Origin of the sequence: Bacillus sp. 123MFChir2, assembly GCF_000383235.1 — a bacterium.
Lineage (GTDB): Bacteria > Bacillota > Bacilli > Bacillales > Bacillaceae_G > Bacillus_A.
On record NZ_KB910935.1, the window covers coordinates 1 to 19986 of the forward strand.

Annotated in this window: 17 protein-coding genes and 2 pseudogenes; 2 read left to right on the top strand and 17 right to left on the bottom strand. The window is 37.3% G+C overall.

Annotation, left to right across the window (positions count from 1 at the left end):
• From H280_RS25675 to H280_RS0108715, 12 genes and pseudogenes are all read right to left on the bottom strand, one after another.
• Window positions 1–179 (bottom strand): annotated as a pseudogene (locus tag H280_RS25675) (IS5/IS1182 family transposase); the annotation flags it as partial.
• Window positions 180–322: 143 nt separating this feature from the next.
• Window positions 323–1885 (bottom strand): DEAD/DEAH box helicase, encoded by a 1563-nt coding sequence (locus tag H280_RS0108670; protein WP_020060731.1) that lies wholly within the window; start codon window positions 1883–1885, stop codon window positions 323–325.
• Window positions 1886–2464: 579 nt separating this feature from the next.
• Window positions 2465–3838 carry a UDP-N-acetylmuramoyl-tripeptide--D-alanyl-D-alanine ligase gene (locus H280_RS0108675; protein ID WP_020060732.1) on the bottom strand — a complete coding sequence of 458 codons (1374 nt, stop codon included), beginning with the start codon at window positions 3836–3838 and terminating at the stop codon, window positions 2465–2467.
• A 60-nt stretch (window positions 3839–3898) separates the two neighbouring features.
• Window positions 3899–4987: a D-alanine--D-alanine ligase gene (locus H280_RS0108680; RefSeq protein WP_028411169.1), complete on the bottom strand. Its 1089-nt coding sequence runs from the start codon at window positions 4985–4987 to the stop codon at window positions 3899–3901.
• Window positions 4988–5224: 237 nt separating this feature from the next.
• Window positions 5225–6499 carry an MDR family MFS transporter gene (locus H280_RS0108685; protein ID WP_020060734.1) on the bottom strand — a complete coding sequence of 425 codons (1275 nt, stop codon included), beginning with the start codon at window positions 6497–6499 and terminating at the stop codon, window positions 5225–5227.
• A gap of 154 nt (window positions 6500–6653) precedes the next feature.
• Window positions 6654–8069 (bottom strand): amino acid permease, encoded by a 1416-nt coding sequence (locus H280_RS0108690; RefSeq protein WP_020060735.1) that lies wholly within the window; start codon window positions 8067–8069, stop codon window positions 6654–6656.
• 303 nt (window positions 8070–8372) lie between these two features.
• Entirely contained in the window at window positions 8373–9542 is a 1170-nt protein-coding gene (locus tag H280_RS0108695; RefSeq protein ID WP_020060736.1) for a homogentisate 1,2-dioxygenase, read from the bottom strand.
• Window positions 9508–10464 carry a fumarylacetoacetate hydrolase family protein gene (locus H280_RS0108700; protein ID WP_020060737.1) on the bottom strand — a complete coding sequence of 319 codons (957 nt, stop codon included), beginning with the start codon at window positions 10462–10464 and terminating at the stop codon, window positions 9508–9510. The genes H280_RS0108695 and H280_RS0108700 overlap by 35 nt, the downstream gene beginning before the upstream one ends.
• A 93-nt stretch (window positions 10465–10557) precedes the next feature.
• Window positions 10558–11676 carry a 4-hydroxyphenylpyruvate dioxygenase gene (hppD, locus tag H280_RS0108705; RefSeq protein ID WP_020060738.1) on the bottom strand — a complete coding sequence of 373 codons (1119 nt, stop codon included), beginning with the start codon at window positions 11674–11676 and terminating at the stop codon, window positions 10558–10560.
• Window positions 11677–12076: 400 nt separating this feature from the next.
• Window positions 12077–12169 (bottom strand): annotated as a pseudogene (locus H280_RS24920) (DUF3948 family protein); the annotation flags it as partial.
• A gap of 92 nt (window positions 12170–12261) precedes the next feature.
• Window positions 12262–12372 (bottom strand): DUF3948 family protein, encoded by a 111-nt coding sequence (locus H280_RS0108710; RefSeq protein WP_020060739.1) that lies wholly within the window; start codon window positions 12370–12372, stop codon window positions 12262–12264.
• Window positions 12373–12425: 53 nt separating this feature from the next.
• Window positions 12426–12536 (bottom strand): DUF3948 family protein, encoded by a 111-nt coding sequence (locus tag H280_RS0108715; RefSeq protein WP_020060740.1) that lies wholly within the window; start codon window positions 12534–12536, stop codon window positions 12426–12428.
• 423 nt (window positions 12537–12959) lie between these two features.
• Between H280_RS0108715 and H280_RS0108720 the strand changes: the two genes are divergently transcribed.
• A complete protein-coding gene (locus H280_RS0108720) occupies window positions 12960–13856 on the top strand; it encodes a Cof-type HAD-IIB family hydrolase (protein ID WP_081625639.1) in 897 nt (298 codons plus the stop codon).
• Window positions 13857–14034: 178 nt separating this feature from the next.
• Window positions 14035–14235, top strand: a complete 201-nt coding sequence (locus H280_RS0108725) for a hypothetical protein (RefSeq protein WP_020060742.1) — start codon at window positions 14035–14037, stop codon at window positions 14233–14235.
• A 16-nt stretch (window positions 14236–14251) separates the two neighbouring features.
• On the opposite strand, the gene H280_RS0108730 is transcribed toward H280_RS0108725, so the two are convergent.
• The 5 genes from H280_RS0108730 to H280_RS0108750 all read right to left on the bottom strand — a co-directional run bounded on the left by H280_RS0108730 (window position 14252) and on the right by H280_RS0108750 (window position 19542).
• Window positions 14252–15397: an ABC transporter permease gene (locus tag H280_RS0108730; RefSeq protein WP_020060743.1), complete on the bottom strand. Its 1146-nt coding sequence runs from the start codon at window positions 15395–15397 to the stop codon at window positions 14252–14254.
• A gap of 12 nt (window positions 15398–15409) precedes the next feature.
• A complete protein-coding gene (locus tag H280_RS0108735) occupies window positions 15410–16606 on the bottom strand; it encodes an ABC transporter permease (RefSeq protein WP_020060744.1) in 1197 nt (398 codons plus the stop codon).
• 12 nt (window positions 16607–16618) lie between these two features.
• On the bottom strand, window positions 16619–17551 hold the full coding sequence (locus H280_RS0108740; RefSeq protein WP_020060745.1) for an ABC transporter ATP-binding protein: 933 nt from the start codon (window positions 17549–17551) through the stop codon (window positions 16619–16621).
• Between the two features lie 138 nt (window positions 17552–17689).
• Window positions 17690–18352, bottom strand: coding sequence for a response regulator (locus H280_RS0108745; protein ID WP_020060746.1), 663 nt, complete (start codon window positions 18350–18352; stop codon window positions 17690–17692).
• The gene (locus H280_RS0108750) at window positions 18349–19542 is read right to left on the bottom strand and encodes a sensor histidine kinase (protein WP_020060747.1); all 1194 of its coding nucleotides are present in this window, start codon (window positions 19540–19542) and stop codon (window positions 18349–18351) included. The genes H280_RS0108745 and H280_RS0108750 overlap by 4 nt, the downstream gene beginning before the upstream one ends.
• Window positions 19543–19986 lie beyond the last annotated feature (444 nt).

A 19986-nucleotide genomic window follows, 5' to 3' on the forward strand; every position in this document is an offset into this window, starting at 1 on the left:
CGAACGGGCGGCACTGCGTTGCGGCCATTATCGAGACAATATTTACTTTTCAGTTCCTCTAAAACAAAAGAAAAATCTACCATTTCATTAAATTGACGGAGCATATTATCTTTTGGTATGACGATATCGTAAATCGCCATGAATGGGCTAAGGTTAAGAGATTGTTGTTTTGAAATCATCCGAGACACCACCTAGAATTATTACAACTATTATACATGAAAAAAACGAAAGCTTCCTCGATTTCATCGAGGAAGCTTTCGTTTTTTCTATGAAGACTTTTTCAGTGGCCTCTTTCGAAAAAGACTGTCTTTTTTGTATATATTTAGTTAGATTGTGGTTTACGGCCTGTATGCTTTCTTTCTCCGCCGCGCCCTCTAGGAGCTCCAGAACGACCATCGCGACCTTCGCGTCCTTGACCTTCTCCTTTACGACCACCACGATTACGGTTACCATCACGGTTACGGCCACCTTCACGATTACGGTTACCTTCGCGGTTACCATCACGATAACCACCTCTTCCGTTGCCGTTTCCGCTGCCGTTTCTCTTTCTAGAACGATCTTTTGAAACTACCGGCGGTTCTGACGTTAAAGAAACTGGCGTTGCATCCGGCTCTTTTGTCATCATTTTTAAAGCAGCTGCTACAACCGCTACAGAATCATGCTCTTCTAATAGCTCTTCCGCAATACGTTTGTAGTATGATAAGTTTTCACTTTCGATTGTACTTTGAAGTTTTTCAGCAATCAAACGTTGTTGTCCTTCTAAAGCTTCATCTAATGTTGGTGGATTCATACGATCCATTTTACGTTTTGTTGTACGCTCAATATTCTTTAATTGTCCTGTTTCACGCGGTGTTACAAACAGCATCGCAAGACCTGTTTTACCTGCACGACCTGTACGACCAATACGGTGTACGTATGATTCAGGATCTTGTGGGATATCAAAGTTATATACGTGTGTTACACCTGAAATATCAAGTCCACGTGCTGCTACATCTGTCGCAACAAGAACTTCGATTGAACCTTCTTTAAATTTACGTAATACAGAAAGACGCTTCGCTTGTGTTAAATCACCATGAATTCCTTCCGCTGCATAGCCACGTAAGTTTAATGCTTCTGATAATTCATCAACACGGCGCTTTGTACGACCGAATACGATTGCAAGCTCTGGAGATTGAATATCTAATAAACGTGTTAACACGTCAAATTTCTTTTTCTCTTGCACTTCTACATAGAACTGCTGAATGTTTGGCATAGTTACTTCTTTCGCTTTAACCTTAATATGTTTAGGTTCGCTCATGAAGCGTTCCGCAATGCGACGGATTGGATCCGGCATTGTTGCTGAGAATAATAATGTTTGGTGTGTTTCAGGCACATCTGTTAAAATCGCTTCAATATCTTCAATGAAGCCCATATTTAACATTTCATCTGCTTCATCAAGAACAACTGTCTCTACGTTTTGCAGACGAAGTGTTTTACGTTTAATATGATCTAAAATACGTCCTGGTGTACCAACAATAATGTGTGGACCTTTTTTCAACGCACGAATTTGACGGTTAATATCTTGACCACCATAGATTGGTAAAATGCGCACACGCTTATGTTGACCAATTTTGTATAACTCTTCACCTACTTGAATTGCTAATTCACGAGTTGGCGCGATAACGATACCTTGAACTGTATCTTGGCGTGTATTTACTTTTTCTAATAGTGGTAATCCAAATGCAGCTGTTTTCCCTGTACCCGTTTGAGCTTGACCAATGATGTCTACACCTTGTAAGGCTACTGGAATTGTTTCTGCCTGAATTGGTGTTGCCTCTTCAAACCCCATGCTTTCCACAGACTGTAACAAAGAATTGCTTAATCCTAACTCTCGAAATGTTGTCAATTTTACTTCTCCTTTTCTATCTAAAATAGCCCAGATTATTCCTTCTTTTCATATTCACAGGATATCCAAGTAAGGTTGGGCTAAGTCTTCTTCAGACAAAATGCGTTATCAGCGCAAGATCGCCTGACAATTATAATAAAACTAGCTTTTGAAAAATGAATGTAACAAGTATACGCACTTTAAACATCCAAACGTAAAGCTAGACAAAAGTAGTCCCGAGACAAATTTATCCCGCTATTCTTGGGCAGTAAAGCCCCAACTTCAAGCAATTATATTTAAATGGCAGGAGTAATCATCCTAGCTATTCATTCAAAAAAGACATTTTCCGTGTTCGTGGAAAATGCCCTTTCCCTTATGTTCACATATATAAACGGGCCTACATTTATCACAAAAATACTCTACAACGTTATTACACCCTATCAATTATATGTTTTGTATGTGTAAAAAGCAAACCCAACTCTCCCCATATTTTATACATGAACTTTTCCATCTTCATCCTAGATTTTGAATCCCTTGATTGTAAGGGGTTCCAGTAATCAACTAATAGAGTAAACCGTATGCAAAGGCAACAAAGCCCTATTACTTTATCATCGTAATAATTTCCTCTAACTTCATGCCACGAGATGCTTTTACTAATACAACGTCTTTCACATCAATGACTTCTTTTAAATCTTTAACGAGTTCTTCTTTATTGTTATACGCCTTTACTCGTTCATTAGGAAAATTAATTTTTGCGCCTTCTGCCATTTGTTCCCCGAGCGTACCGTACGTAAACACATATGCAATACGAGCTGGATCAATTAGTTTTCCAACTTCATAATGAAATTGCACTTCTTGGTCACCAAGCTCCAACATATCGCCAAGAACGAAAATTTTTTTAGAAAATCCATTTAATTCATTCATTAAATGGAACGCTGCTTCCATCGCTGTCGGACTCGCGTTATATGCATCATTAATTATTGTTAACCCAGCATCCGTCTTTACAACTTCCATACGCATGCCTGTCATTTTTAAATTTACTAAACCTTGTTTCATTTCTTCCCATGTTACGCCAAAGAACTCAGCAACCGCCATTGATGCTAATGCGTTATATACATTATGTTTCCCAAGAACGGGCAAATAAAATACTACATCCTGCGCTTGATTCATTTTAAATTGCGTACCTGTTGCTTCCAATTTCACAGAAACTGGGTAGTAATCATTTGCTCTTGCATCACCGAATGTAATTGTCTTTGCTGGTAAATTCATGCCTGGTACACGTGTAGTCAACAATGGCTCATCTCCGTTATAAACAAATACGCCATTATCTTGTAAACCTGTCACAATTTCTAACTTCGCTTCAGCAATTGCATCACGAGAGCCTAAATCCATTAAATGCGCTTCTCCGATATTTGTAATAATCGCTGCATCAGGACGAGCAAGCTTTGACAAAAATTCAATTTCACCACGACTCGACATACCCATTTCTAATACAGCTATTTCTGTATCTTCTTCTAAATTTAAAATGGTCAACGGAAGTCCAATATGGTTATTGAAATTCCCTTCTGTTTTTTGCACTTTAAATTTTGCTCCAAGCAAGCTTGTTACAATATCTTTCGTTGATGTTTTTCCGTTACTCCCTGTTACACCAACAACCTTCACATTTAACTGATCACGATAGGTTTTCGCTAATGTTTGTAATGCTTGTAATGTGTCTTCCACAAAAATAACTGGTATATTTTCTGGCGGGTTGGCCACACCTTTTTTCCATAGTGTTGCAACAGCACCATTTTCGATCGCTTCCCTCGCAAAAGTATGACCATCAAAACGTTCTCCTTGAATAGGAACATATAAATTCCCTTGTTCAATCTTTCTTGTATCAATGGAAACACCTTTTATCGCTATATCATGCCACTGCTCTGCTAAAGTTCCACATACCATTTTCTCAACTTGCTTCGCTGTTCGTTGTATCATACAAAACACTCCTTACAAGGAAGAAACACTATTCATTTGAATAGTGCTTCTCCTTTCTTGTTAGATTGTATATTTAATTTTTTGTTTTTCTTCATGACGTTCAATCGCTAAGCGCACTAACTCTTGAATAAGCTCTGGATAGGCCAATCCTGTATTTTCCCATAACAGAGGGAACATACTAAACGGCGTGAATCCTGGCATTGTATTTACTTCATTAATAAATACATCACCATCTTTCGTTAAGAAGAAATCTGCTCGCGTTAATCCCGCACCGTCTAAAGACTGAAATGCACGAATCGCATACTCTTTAATCTTCTCATATTCCGCTTCCTTAACTTCAGCAGGAATAACCATCGCCGTATCGCCATCAATGTATTTTGATTTATAATCATAGAATTCTTTTTTAGCTACGATTTCACCTACAACCGAACATTTTGGTTCATCATTTCCTAATACACCAACTTCCACTTCACGACCAACAATATTCTCTTCTACGATGATTTTACGATCGAATTGGAACGCTTCTTCAAATGCGCTCTCTAACTCAGCACAATTTTTACATTTATTAATTCCAACGCTCGAGCCAAGATTTGCTGGTTTCACGAAACATGGATAGCCTAATGTTTCTTCCACTTTTTCATACGCTTCTGTGCGATTTTTCTCCCAAGCACTGCGAATGAACGAAACATATTTTGCTTGCGGTAAGCCCGCTTCCGCAAAAATATTTTTCATAATAACTTTATCCATACCTGCAGCTGATGCTAATACACCGTTCCCTACATATGGAATATTTATAAGTTCTAACAAACCTTGTACGGTTCCATCTTCACCATTTGGTCCATGTAATAACGGAAAGATTACATCGAGTGCATTCTCTTTATCAGAAGCTGACATCGGGATAATCTCTGAACTTAATGACACAGGAGAAATCGCGTTCTCTTCTCCGTTCAATCGCAACGCTTGAACGCTGTTTATTTCACCTTCAATACGCTCACCGCGAATCCATTGTCCTTGTTCAGTAATATAAATTGGATGAACCTCAAATTTTTCTTGATCTAACGCTTTACTAACAGCAAGAGCCGTTTGTAAAGAAACTTGATGCTCCGCTGATTTCCCACCATATAATAAACCTAATTTAATTTTCATAATGAAATCACCCTAATCGTTTGTTTTCATTTTTCTATTGTAGCACTTTTTACGAAAATAGATAGTTCCTATTTTCGTAAAAGGCGAAACTGTCCACAAATAGTGAGATAGCCGCATCGACATAATAATTTTTCTAGTTATATACCTAATAATATGAGAAAAAGAAGTTATTTGTGTATGATGAAAACTTCATCCGGCTATTCATGGGCAGTAATACTCCCAACTGATTAAAGTTTCACTTTATGACGTTTGCTTTACCATGTTATCTTTTTGTTTTTGCTCTACAAGTCGATCTAATGATATGTAAACAAGTCCCGCTATCACACATCCGATCCCTAAAATCGTAAATAAAACGTGACCTAACAAACGATCGAGTAAAAAACCTCCAAGTAGCGGACCAAACGCATTACCTGTAATCCATTGTAAGCTAGCCGCTCCCATATATGTACCTCGCAAATGCTCTGGTGCTAAATTTGCTACGAACGTCATTTGGACAGGAGACATAATCATTTCTCCCAATGTATAAATCGCATATACAATTAATAGCGTAACAAGAACTACAGTAGCACTTGCCCCCATTCCGCCAAACCATTTCGGAAGCCATCCGATTGCAAGAAGACCGATTCCAAATAACCAAGCACCATATAGCATCGTTTTTCCTACCGGTTTATCTGTCGCCCATTTCGAAATTTGAAATTGAAACAAAACCACCAAAAGTCCATTCATAGCCATTAAATAAGGATACGGATTATTCATTCCAAAGATCCCTTTCAGTTCATTGTCAAAATGAAGAGGAAGCATACCTTCTGTTTGCGAAAATCCCATTGAAATAACAATTCCAGCTAATAAATAAATCAGTAAAATTTTATCTTGCAACACAACTTTCCATACAGATTGTTTCGTCTCCTCTTCCTTATTCATCTGTGTTATTGCATCTTTTGGCATTGTTTCTTGAATAAGTAGTAAAACGAGTAATGCATAGAAGAGCATAGAAGATGACGCAATCATAAAAATGACATTTTTGGAAAGCACCGCAACTGAAGCACCTAGAATTGGTCCAATTGCTGCTCCGATATTATGCCCCATCCGCAGCAAACCGTATGCTTCTGTTCGCTTTTCAGGTTCTGTTACATCAGCTACCATCGCAGAAGCTGCTGGGTGGAACAACGAATTACTAAGCCCTAAACAAATGGATAGAATAGCATATGGTATAAATCCATCTATAAATAAGAACCCTAGCATTAAAATTGCATTGCTAGCCATTGAAAATATCATAATTGGCTTCCTTCCATAAATATCGGCAATTCGGCCACCTATAAGAGAACCAAAACTTGCCGCAATTGGAGACAATGCCATAATAATTCCTACTTGTAGCAACGAATCTACTTTATCTTTTAAATATAATGCAAAAAATGGCATTAACATCATCATCGCAATTCCATTTAACGTTTCGCCAATAAATCGAATCCAAACATTACGATCCATTTGCTTTAATTCTTGCCATGTTTTCTTCATATTCTCCCCCCCTTTTAGGCAGTAAGCGCCCAATCGGTTCAATAATCCAGCGAAACCTTCACTTTATCGACCAATTTTCATCTTATATCATTTTTCGAAAAATGTAAATTTTCAAAAACAAAAGCCGTCCTTTTTCTAGGAACGGCTTTCAACTTTATAGATTAACTGTTTTTTCATCATCAGATTCTTTGTGTAATGCACTATTCTTTCTGCTATATAAGAAATAGACTGCTATTCCAATTACCATCCAAATCCCAAAACTTTTCCATGTAATTGCCGGTAATTGAAGCATTAAATATAAACAGAAAATCACTGTTAATGCTGGTAAAACTGGCACAAGCGGCACTTTAAATGCACGAGGTAAATCCGGATGTGTTTTGCGCATTACAATAACCGCAACTGCTACAAGTGCGAACGCAGATAGAGTTCCGATATTTACAAGGTGAGCTAACACACTTAAGTCAACAAGTCCTGAAATAAGCGCTGCTACAATCCCTGTTATCCATGTATTTAAAAACGGTGTTTTAAACTTGGGATGTACTTTCGCAAAACGGTTCGGTAATAAACCGTCACGACTCATTGCATACGACACTCGGACTTGACCATACATCATAACTAACATAACAGTTGTAATCCCTGTAATCGCACCTACTGAAATAATACCTGCTAAACCATCTTGTCCAATAAATTGAAGTGCAAATGCTACTGGATCTGATATATTTAATTGTCCATACGGTACAATACCTGTTAAAATAAGCGAAACAGCAATGTACAAAACGGTACAAATTAATAACGATGCTATAATACCAATCGGTAAATCACGCTGCGGACGTTTTACTTCTTCCGCCGCTGTTGAAACAGCATCAAAACCAATAAAAGCAAAAAATACCGTCGCTGCACCTACCATTACGCCATCGAAACCAAACGGCATGAATGGTGTCCAGTTTTCTGGTTTTACATACTTAAACCCAGCGAAGATGAACAATAGTACAACGGTTAATTTAATAAATACCATAATATTATTTACACGAGCACTTTCACGAACACCTCGTGATAAAAGGATCGTCATAATTAAAATAATACAAACAGCTGGCAAATCGATAATTCCACCTTTTCCTGCCCCAGGAGCAGAAGCTAAAATTGTTGGAATTTGAATTCCAAACCCCTTTAATAAAGACTGAAAGTAAGCGGACCATCCATTAGCAACAGCTGATGTCGCTAATAAGTACTCAAGCATTAAATCCCATCCAATTAAAAAGGCAAACACTTCTCCCATCGTTGCGTATGTATATGTATATACACTACCAGATACCGGTACGCTAGAAGCAAATTCTGCATAGCAAAAGGCAGCAAAGGCACAAGCTAGCGCGGCTAATGCAAAAGATAAAATAATGGCAGGTCCAGAATGTTTCGCAGCAACTACCCCAGTCAAGACGAAAATACCTGTCCCAACAATTGCCCCTACCCCTAACATCGTTAAATCTAACGCTCCTAATGTTCGATCTAATTTCTTCTGATTTCCCTCTTGCAACAATTGTGTAATCGGCTTTTTTTGAAAGATTTGCTTCATACTCAGCACCTCAACATTTATAATTTTCTGAAAATTTTAATATTTACACTCATTTTACTTATTTCACCTTTTTTCGTCAATAACTTAATGAGAAGTTTGTCCTTCCACCACTATTTTTCACGATCTAAAGTAGTGCGGTTCGTTATTGTATTATTAAGTAAAGCAAAATGAAAATCATAATAATGGTTTATATTTCTATATTTTTATATCATTTTACAAATATTTTTGGTATTTTATATAAGTCGATTCCTTTATGAACACAAGCACACCCATCAAATGAGTGTGCTTGTTGTTCTTTACATCTTATACGGTATATGTGCCTTGTTCTAGCCAGCTATACATGTATTGCTCATCTTCCATATCATGCGCATCTTTTATAACGCGCAGTGGCCGGAATGTATCAATCATAACCGCTAGTTCAATTGTTTCTTTTTTACCAAGACTAGCCTCTGTTTTCCCAGGGTGTGGTCCATGTGGAATACCGCTTGGATGAAGCGTAATAGACCCTTCCTCTACCCCTTTTCTGCTCATAAAATTACCTTCTACATAATAGAGCACCTCATCACTATTTACATTACTATGATAATATGGTGCCGGTATTGCTTCTGGATGATAATCATATAGACGCGGAACGAATGAGCAAACAACAAAGTTATGTCCCTCAAACGTTTGGTGTACTGGCGGCGGCTGATGAATACGTCCTGTAATTGGCTCAAAATCCTCAATATTAAATACCCATGGATATAAATGTCCATCCCATCCAACAACATCTAAAGGATGATGTTGCAAAACATGTTTATGCATATATCCTCTAGATTTTGTCATTACAACAAATTCACCTTTTTCATCGTACGTTTCCAACGTCTCTGGCCCACGGATATCACGCTCACAAAACGGACTATGTTCTAACAATTGTCCGTACTCATTGCGGTAATTACGAGGTGTTGTAATTTGACTATTTGCTTCAACAACGAGAAATTTTGATTCTCCCGCTTCAGGGATTACACGGTAAATCGTACCGATTGGAAGTATAATATAATCTCCTTTTCGGTAATGAATCGCACCGAACATTGTCTCGATTTTTCCAGATCCATAATGAACAAATAGCATTTCATCTCCATCGCCATTACGATAAAAATAGTCCATTTTTTCCGCCCCGTTTACAACCCCAATTAGTAAGTCTTCATTTCCTAATAGAAAATTCCTTCCGTTCACGGCATCTCCTATTTTTCTATATTCTTTCGTCCGAAAATGACGATGCGCTAACGCCACATCTTCTTCGTACTGCGCACGACAAGACCGTGCTAAAGAAGCATGCCCAACTTCTGTTGGCATGTAGTGGTGATACAAAATAGATTGCGTACCAGAAAAACCTTTCGTCCCCATAACTTGCTCACGATAGAGCGTTCCGTCTTGTTTACGAAACTGTATATGTCGTTTACGAGGAAGTTCCCCCATGCGACGATAATACATGTTCATCCCCCGCTTCCTTTTCTGCTTTTACCGTATTACGCAATGTTCCTAAACTAGTAATTTTCAACTCTACCACATCGCCATCTTTCAGCCATCTCTCTGTTCCAAGTTCTAAAATACAGCCGCTTCCAACCGTACCAGAACCAAGTACATCCCCTGGATACAACGTAACATCTTGAGATGCTCGTTCTATCATTTCAGCAAACGTATAATAAATATCTTGAAATTTACCTTTTGACCATTGTTCACCATTAATATAAGCTGTCATTTCTAAATTGTAACGATCCTCATTTCGATATATATCTAACTCATCTTTCGTCACAATATACGGCCCAAGCGATGTAGCAAAATCCTTTCCTTTTGCCGGTCCAAGTCCGACCTTCATTTCATGCGCTTGTAAATCTCTAGCGCTCCAATCATTCATAATACAATATCCGAAAATATATTCATGCGCTTGCTCGCGCGAAATATTTTTACCTTCTTTGCCAATGACACAAGCAATCTCTAATTCATAATCAAGTTTCTTCGTTGCGCCTGGACAAACAATAACTTCTTCCGGTCCGATAACAGCGCGATGATTCGTAAAATAGAAAACAGGAATATCATACCACTCTGGAACAATATCCAAACCACGGTTGCCACGCGCTGTCTTCACATGCTGTTCAAACGCATAAAAATCACGGATACTTCCCGGATTTGGTAAAGGTGCACAAAGCTCTACATCCGTAATATGATAAATCCCTCTCTCTGGCGTACCAATCTTACTGATGATTTCCATATATTTATCGGATTTCTCTAAAAAAGAAATCATTGTGGACGGAAGTGCCCCATGGCTTGCTGTATGCATATCAATAACTTTGTCACCTTCAAGCCAGCCAGCTCGCATTTCTTGTGAAGGAAGACGAAATGTAATAAACTTCATCATTTTCTCTCCTCGCTTAAAAAGTAAAGCGCGGGAGGAAGGAGCATCTCTCCTAACCATTATCCCGCTCTAACAGACAGTAGAATTTTCACTTTACAGATTGCCGCGACGCGCCTGTTCTCTTTCAATCGATTCGAATAATGCTTTAAAATTCCCTTCACCAAATCCTCTTGATCCTTTACGCTGAATAATCTCAATAAATAAAGTTGGACGATCTACAATTGGCTTCGTGAAAATTTGTAATAAGTATCCTTCATCATCACGATCCACAAGAATTTTTAGCTCTTTTAATTTTTCAATCTCTTCATCAATTTGACCAACACGTGCTGTTAACTCTTCATAATACGTATCTGGCGTATCTAAAAATTCAACACCATTTGTACGCAATGCGGAAACAGTTTTCACAATATCATTCGTTAATAACGCGAGGTGTTGTACACCTGCTCCGTTATAGAACTCTAAATATTCCTGAATTTGTGATTTTCTTTTCCCTTCTGCTGGTTCATTGATTGGAAACTTAATACGGCTTCCATTCGTCATTACTTTCGACATTAATGCCGAATACTCTGTACTGATATCATCATCGTCAAAATGAATCATTTGCTTAAAGCCCATTACATTTTCATAATAACTTACCCATTCTTCCATTTTTTCTACATTTCCAACAACATGATCAACAGCAACTAAACCTGTTTCTTCAAATGGAACAATAGATTCAAGTGGTTCATATCCTGGCATAAACGCACCTTTATAATTTTTTCTTTCTACAAGTGTATGAATTGTATCGCCGTATGTGCCAATGACCGCTTTTTTAAGCGTTCCGTGTTCATCAGACAGCACTTCTGGCGGAGCAATTGCAACGGCACCACGCTTTACAGCTTCTGCGTACGCTTTCTCTACATCTTCTACTAGAAGTGCCACATCTTTTACACCATCACCGTGCTGTTTTACAAACTCGGCAATGCGGCTATTTGTATTTAAAGCACCCGACACTACAAAACGCATATTTTTTTGTACAAGTACGTAAGATACTTTATCGCGATTTCCTGTCTCTAAACCAGAATATGCAGCTATGCTAAACCCAAATGCTCTCGCAAGGTAATAACTTGTTTGTTTTGCATTACCGACATAAAATTCAAGATGATCAACATCACGTACTGGGAAAAAATCCTCCATCTGTGCTGCTAAAGTATCCATAGACTTTTGTTTCATAACTTCTTCATCCCCCTACAATATAAATTTCTAATACCTTTCCCTAAAACCGTAAACGCTTCCTATTGCAAGAAAAAAATTGCACTACAATTTATTTTATCAATTTTAAATTTTCTATCTTTTCTGTCAAATACCTTCCTTTTTTTCACATAGAAAATTCGACTTTTTTCTATCTATCCCATCCAAAATAGCGTTTCCCTTACCCTATAAACCTAATGACCAGGTACTCTCTTTCTCCCTTTGTTTTACTTCTATCCATGGTCATATGCTCTCGTCCACCTAAAAGAAAAGGGTTTTATGCCATTTTTTTAATTTGCATTTATATAATAGCGAAATAAAAAAAGGAACTTCTTTTTTCGAAGTCCCTCTTGTCTTTCACGTTCAAATTTATCTAATTAAATTATACTAAAGCACTTGATAGAAACATAATTAGTGCTGTTAAACCCATTGCTACTCCTGCTGATCCTAATAAGTCCGTTTTTGTTAATTGTAATACTTCTTTATTCTCCCTTTAATAGATTTCTATATGTACCTTGCATTTTGTAATAGTTTTCCGCTCTACTTCCTATACAAAATTACTTTGAATTATACTAACGCACTTGCAAGAAATACGATTAATGCTGTTAACGCTGTTGCTACCCCCGCTGATCCTAATAAGTCCGTTTTTGTTAGTTGTAATACTTCTTTATTTTCCATTGCTCTCATTCTCCTTTTAATAAGATGTATATATTCCGCTCGGTTTTTACAAATTACACTAAAACACTTGATAGAAATACGATTAGTGCCGTTAATGCCGCTGCCGCTCCTGCTGATCCTAGTAAATCTGTTTTTGTTAGTTGTAATACTTCTTTATTTTCCATTGTTCTCATTCTCCTTTTTTTATAAATATTTATATGTAATTAAAAATTTATGTCATCTTCAAGAAACAGTCTATTCATAGTTTTTAACTTAACGTCACATTAAAACAATAACTGTAATGTTTGTAACACTAATGTAACATAACTATTTTATTTAAGCAATAGCTCTATAAATTTATTACAAATTTTTTTAGGAATCTATAATAATACTATTATTTCCTTCCAATCTAGAAATCCACTTTAATTTTTCGACATATAGATTGCTGTTATGCAGAGAAAAAGGGAACTTTACTCGCTTGCTATCTCTGGTTTTCACTACGCATGGCCAGTTTCCCTCGCCCACCGAAAAAGAAAAGGGTTTTTGTGTTAGTTTTTCAATTTGCATCTATATATGTGTAACAGTTTCGATATACTGCGCAATTTAGTATGATGGAAAACGAAGAGGTGATCACTTTGAAATTAATCGCACTTGATATGGATGGCACACTGTTATCATCCAATCTAGAAATCTCCAATGAAAATTTAAAAGCAATCAGAAATGCTGAAGAAGCAGGACACATCGTTATGATTTGTTCCGGTAGAGCTAAAGAAGATATTTTAAAACTACTTGAGCAATACCAATTATCCCTTCCACTTGGGGCTAGTAATGGCGCAGTAGTATACGCTGATGGAAAGGTCATTCACTCACGTACTTTAAAAAAAGATAAAGTATATGAAATTGCCAAGCAGCTCGAAGCGGAGGAGTTTCCGTATAAACTCTATACAAACAAGGGTGTGTATGCACCATATAATTGGAAAGAACAAGTTACGAAATCTTTTCAACTAAACAAAGAGTCTCTTGACATTACAATTGAAGAAATTGAGCGAATTACTGAAAAACAGCTAAAGGCTAACTTAATTACAACATTCCAAAGTATCGAAGATGTAATATCTGATTCAACTATTGAAATTTCCAAATTCTTTATCCTTACATTCAATAAAGATAATCGTACACAATTACTACAATCATTAGAAAAAGATGCAGCAGTAATGGTGACAGCATCTGCTCCAACAAACTTAGAAATTATGGACAAACACGGGCATAAAGGCAACGGGTTACAAGAAATGGCAAAATACTTTCATATCCCTTTACAAGATACAATTGCCATTGGAGATAATTTTAATGATGTACCGATGTTAGAAGTAGCTGGTTTGTCGATTGCAATGGGCAATGCAGAAAACGATGTCAAACAGCTCTGCAATATCGTAACAGCGACAAATGATGAGAATGGTGTAGCTTACGCCATCCGGCAACATGTTTTACCTAAAACAATGCAGGGGTAATAAAGTGAAACTTTAATCAGCGGAGGGGTTCCATCCTCCACTGATTATTAGCCCTCACCAATACATACCAGCAGTTTATGTCAGGTTTTTAATTTGGATTTATATATATGAAAATCTATTCTACTTTTTGTAAAACGAGCATACAATAATAGCAGATTCTTAATAAAGGGGAGAAAATATGGACAAGTTATTCCTACACGTCTTGAACTATATTTGCTTAATGCTCGTTATATTAGGAGCATTACTCTTATTCCCGTTCTTCCCGACGTTCGTCCTCTTTTTAGTGCTTACTTTCATGTTCGGGATTGCGATTATCATTTCACTTAGACCAATGAAGAAACAAGAAAAAGAAAGCAGAATGCAGCGTGCCGAGCTGTAAATTCTGCTTTCTTTTTTCAATCATAACGTATTCTTGTTAAACCGATGGCAAAGAAGATAACAGCAAATAGAAGTAACACTCCAATATATCCTGTTATATCTGCCAGTCCTCCTCCTCTCGCAATTAATTCTGTAAAACCGCGCATTGCCCACGTTTGCGGGACAAAGTTGGCAATCTTTTGCATAAACTCCGGTTCTATTTCAATTGGCCAATACAGTCCGCTAATCATACAAGTTGAAATAATGACGATATTTCCTAATGCCGATTGTTGCTCTGTGGTCTTCACAACACTGGCTAACAATAAGGCTAACCCAATGACAGCAAGTAATAGCACCGAAACAAGCGCAATAATCCCTAACATATCTCCCCACTGTACATCAAATAATAGATTCGTTAATATCATAAGTGCTCCAAATTGAACCCAACCGATTAAGAAGAATGAGAGAATATATCCAACTAATACTTGGGCTCTTGTAACAGGTGTTTCTAGCAAACGATGCCATACACCCATTTGCTTCGCTTTTAAGATTGTTCCTGTGCTACTGAGCATAACAATCATTACAAATAAAATCGAAAATCCTGCTGCTCTAGCCGATACACCATTAATTGTTTTCTTTCCTGTTACAATAGATTCTTTGTGAATTTGAACAGTCTCTGCTTTCGTATGAATGGTTTCGTACATTGTTTCCCAAGACTTTCCGCTATTTTGACTCCATACATTTGCTCCCTTTACTTCCACTTCCATCTTTTTTAGTGTATTTTGTAGCACGTGCTCTACAGAAGCACCGCCTGTAAAATCAGCACTAGATTGAAATAGAACTTTATTATTTTTCCCATCTAAAATTTGCCGTTGAAAATCTTTCCCGATTGTTACAATACCAGATGCCTTTTTATTTTCAATTTTCTTCTTTGCCTCTTCATATGATCCTTTTTCCACACTCACAAGATCGCTATGCGTTAATGATTCATAATAAGAAGCTGACAATTTTGATTGATCTTCATCAACCAAAATAATTTTCACCTTATCATTACCACTTCCACCTAGAAGTCCACCAAAAATTAACGTAAAAATAATTGGCATACCTAACATTAGAAGATAACTTTGCGGCTTCATCAATATTTGCTTTAACTCTAATGAACAAATCGCCCAAATTTTTTTCACTGCTTTCTCCTCCTATCTAGTACGTAACCGTAATGTTCCAATGATAACGGAAAGGATGCCAGCACTAGATAAACTTAAAATAATTGGTAGTAACGCCTGCCAAGACGTTCCTGACATAATATCTAGGAAACTCGTAAGCGCCCATTTATTTGGTGCAATATTAGCAAGCTTTTGCAATGCATCTGGAAATGCATAAATTGGTAACATAGAGCCGCCTAATATTGCTAACAGTTGAATACCAATCCCTCCCATAACATCCGCCGTTTTTTCATCTCGAATAAATGCAGCAATCAGCATGGATAATCCCGACACACAAATTGCATAGGAAACTCCCACTGCAATAAGCTGTGCAATGTCATCCCCCCAATTCACACCGAATACATAATGAGTTGCAATGACAAATACGCCAAATTGAATACACGCGAATAGTAATGTTCCAAAAAATTTACCTAACAAGATAAAATAAGAATTTGTCGGTGTCGTTAACAACCTTGCCAACGTTTCTGTTCTTTGTTCTCCTACAATTGATTTTGCACCAACTGTTACGTTATATAGAAGAAACATAACTAACATCGCTGCAGAATAATACTGCATAGCTACAACTGTTTTCTTACCAATTGTGCCTGTTTTAATTCCATTTTCACTTGAAGTTGCAATAGCTGGTAGATCGGTTCCCATATTCTTTGCTACTTCTTGCACATTTCCTTGTTGAGATTGCGCCAGGTCTGTTACTACGCTCTTTGTAGCAATAGCTACCGTTTGCGCTCGTTCAGCAAAAGACTGAATGAATGAATCGACAATTTTTGCTTGTATGTCTTTGGCAGGATCAGTAAGCAGTTCAACTTCTTTTAGTTTTCCTTCTTGTATATGTTCACTCCACTGCTTCGGCAGTATAATCCCTACATCAACCCTCTTCTCTTTCAACATCTTTTCTAAGTCGGTTCGCGACGAAACTTTCTCGACCTTCACATCATCTTTTATTTCTTTTGCCTCCAATACATCTGTTCGAAACATAGTAGCAAACGTATCTTCATCTTCTTGATAGAATCCAATTACTGTTTTCGGTAATCCACCTTCATCTAGGACCGCACTTAAAGCTGACCCTAAAATAGCTGTTAATAAAAGCGGCATAAGCAACATCATCATGAAACCACGCCGATCCGTAAAACGTATCTTAAAATCTTTCCATGCGATAATAAAACTTTTCATATTCTTTCCTCCTTAATCACGAAGTGAACGACCAGTTAGTTGTAAAAAAAGTGCTTCTAGATTTGGTTCTTGTACTTCAAGCTTTGCAATTTGCACACGATTTCCAACAACCTCTGAAACGACCATACCAACTGCATCACTATGTGTTAGAGCAATATCAATCGTATTTGAATCCTCATCCGTTACAATACGCTCTACAACAGGAAGTCCTTGTAATTTCTGCAATAATTCTTGATCGTAACGATTGACCTGTAGCTTCACCATGAAACCATCTGCAAGACGAGTACATAGTTCACTTTTCGTTCCAAGCGCAATGACTTTTCCATGATCTACAATCGCAATGCGCTCACATAAATATTCGACTTCCTCCATGTAATGACTCGTATAAATAACTGTCATTCCCTTTTCATTTAACTTTTTCACTGTTTCTAAAATATGATTTCGTGATTGCGGGTCAATTCCAACTGTCGGTTCATCCATAATTAATAGTTCAGGTTCATGCATAAGTGCTGCACCAATATTTACACGGCGCTTCATACCGCCTGAAAATGTTTCAATCTTATCTTTCGTACGGTCTTCTAAACCAACATATGCTAGCACTTCATCCGCACGTTTCTTTGCTGCCGCTCCGCTAAGTCCGTACATTTTCCCCCAGAAAATTAAATTCTCTTTCGCCGAAAGTGTCGGATATAAAGCAATATCTTGCGGAACAACACCAATTTTTTGTTTCGTCTCCAACGGATGCTCTTTCACAGACTTTCCATCAACGCGTATATCCCCGCTATCATATGGAAAGAGCCCACAAATCATTGAAATTGTTGTTGATTTCCCTGCACCATTTGGACCAAGTAATCCAAATGTTTCTCCTTTTTCAATCGAAAATGACACACCTTTTACAACTTCTTTTTTTCCAAAGGATTTTGTAATATGATCTACGACTAACATGTCGATTCAACCCCTTTAATGTAATCTCATTCTGATTGTAAAGGAATCCCCTCATCCTTCCATCTCTCTTTAGATAGAAAATACATAATAAAAAAGCAGCATAATCTGCTGCTTTTTCATACTTATCTATGCCAAAAGTCATATGTACGCTGTCACACCGTACCGCACCGCAAAAATAGCTGCTTGTGTCCGGTCGCGAAGCTCCAATTTACTAATAATATTAGAGACGTGATTTTTTACCGTTCCTTCTGTAATAAATAGCTTCTCGGCAATTTCTTTATTATTTAATCCATATCCTAATTCCCGCAACACTTCCACTTCCCGTTCTGTTAACTGCTCTATTTGTTTTGGAGCGTGTTGCTCAGCAATGCTATCTACTTTCGTTCTCTTCAATTCTTTTACAATTTCTGCGGTCATATCTTGCGGGAGTACAACTCCCCCTGCATGCACAGTCAAGATTGCTTGCACAATTGTATCTGTCGCCATATCTTTTAATAAATAGCCGCTTGCCCCTTGTTCAAGCGCTTCAAAAATAAGTTCACTATCATTAAACGTCGTCAACATTAGTACTTTTATATGAGGAAATCGCTCCCTTATTAAACGTGTTCCTTCTACACCGTTTGCACGCGGCATCCGAATATCCATTAAAATGATTTCAGGCTGAAGTCGTTCGGCATTTTGCACAGCATCTTCTCCATCACTTGCAGTCCCAACTACTTCAAGTTCTGGACGTAAGTTTAATAACATCGCTAATCCATCACGAACTAACGACTGATCGTCAACAATCATAATTCGAATCATACCGCTCCCCCTATTACCCACGTCTTTTCTCTTAGTGGGAACTCTACGTTTAATTGAAATCCCTTATCTTTTTCACTTTCAAACCGAATCATTCCTCCGCGTTCTTCTACACGTTCTTTCATATTAATAAGTCCAAAACCGGGATGCACTTCATTTACGCCTGCTCCATCATCAGAAATGAATATGTGTACCTTTCCATCCAAGCAAGATAGTTTCATTTCACATGTATTTGCCTTACCATGACGTTTGGCATTTGTTAATGATTCCTGCATAATACGCAATATAATTGGGTGTAATGACAACGGAATGATGGCAGGATCACCATGCAATTTAAATGTCGTTCTCACATTTGTTACATTCGAAAATTCATTTAACATCTGCTTAATATTACCGACTAAATCCCCTACATTCTCTTCTTCTTTCAAAGTTCGCACAGAGGCTCTCACCTCTTGCAACGACTTTTTCGCTAGCTCATGGCATGTTTGTAAAACTACTTCAGTCTGATTTGATTTTTGCTTCCATAATTCTTCAGCAAGCTGCAATTGAACAAGTAACGCCGTCATATTATGACCTACCGTATCATGAATTTCACGTGCAATCTCATTTCGCTCTTTCACTGCCGTTAATTCTTCCACCTCTTTTGCATATAGTTGCAACTGCTCATGCGCTTCTTGCAGCGCTTCATGTGATGAAGTCAATTTCTCATACTGTTCATCTACAGTTTGGCGAGCTAATGTTAGTTTTTTAATTAACCCTCCAGTAAGAGCACTAAATACAACGAACATAAACGAAATAATATTGCCCCAAATTTCAAACGCTCCAAAATATTGATATGAATATATTAAAATAGCAAACCAACAGAGAAAGAAAAATCCAATAAAAAAACGGGCTGTCACTTTCGAGCGAACATTAATAAATAAAGTTACCGCATCTACACCAAATAAGATTAAATACAAATCGTTATTTGGAAATAAAAATCCAAAGATAGTTGTTACAATCCCATTCAATAACAATATAAAAAACAACCGCCGCTCCCCGTTATGCGACATCATAAGCAAACAATGATTCACAACATACATAAAACAAGCAGCACCAACAAATATTTGCAGCCCTAATTCTTCGTGCGGAATATGCAAAGCATACACAACACAAATGAGTACAAACATTAATAACCGGGTATATACTAACACATGGTTTCACCTCGTATTCAAACAAAATATACATACTTCATATTTTTCCCGTCTTTATCTCCTCCTTTTTTGGAATGGTAATTCTAAGGTTCATCATCAAAAGACGGGGGTGACATTTAGATAGATGTACACTCTACTCCGAGTGGACGCTTTCCGCAGGAGTCGCCACTCGGAGTAGAGTTTATTGAAAGTGATTCACTTTCAATAAACCAACCCCATGTTTCGATGACAAACCAATCTTAAACTTAAATTACAATATAAGGAAATTAAAATCGTTTTATGTTAAAATGAAATTGTGATAAATATTTAAAGGAGAATGACCTTATGAATCTAAAACTTAAAAAACTATTAATTTTATTGATTCCCTTATATATTATTCTCGTTTTATTTGATTATAACAATTATAACCAATTTAAATGGATCGAAAATATTATACAGTCATTA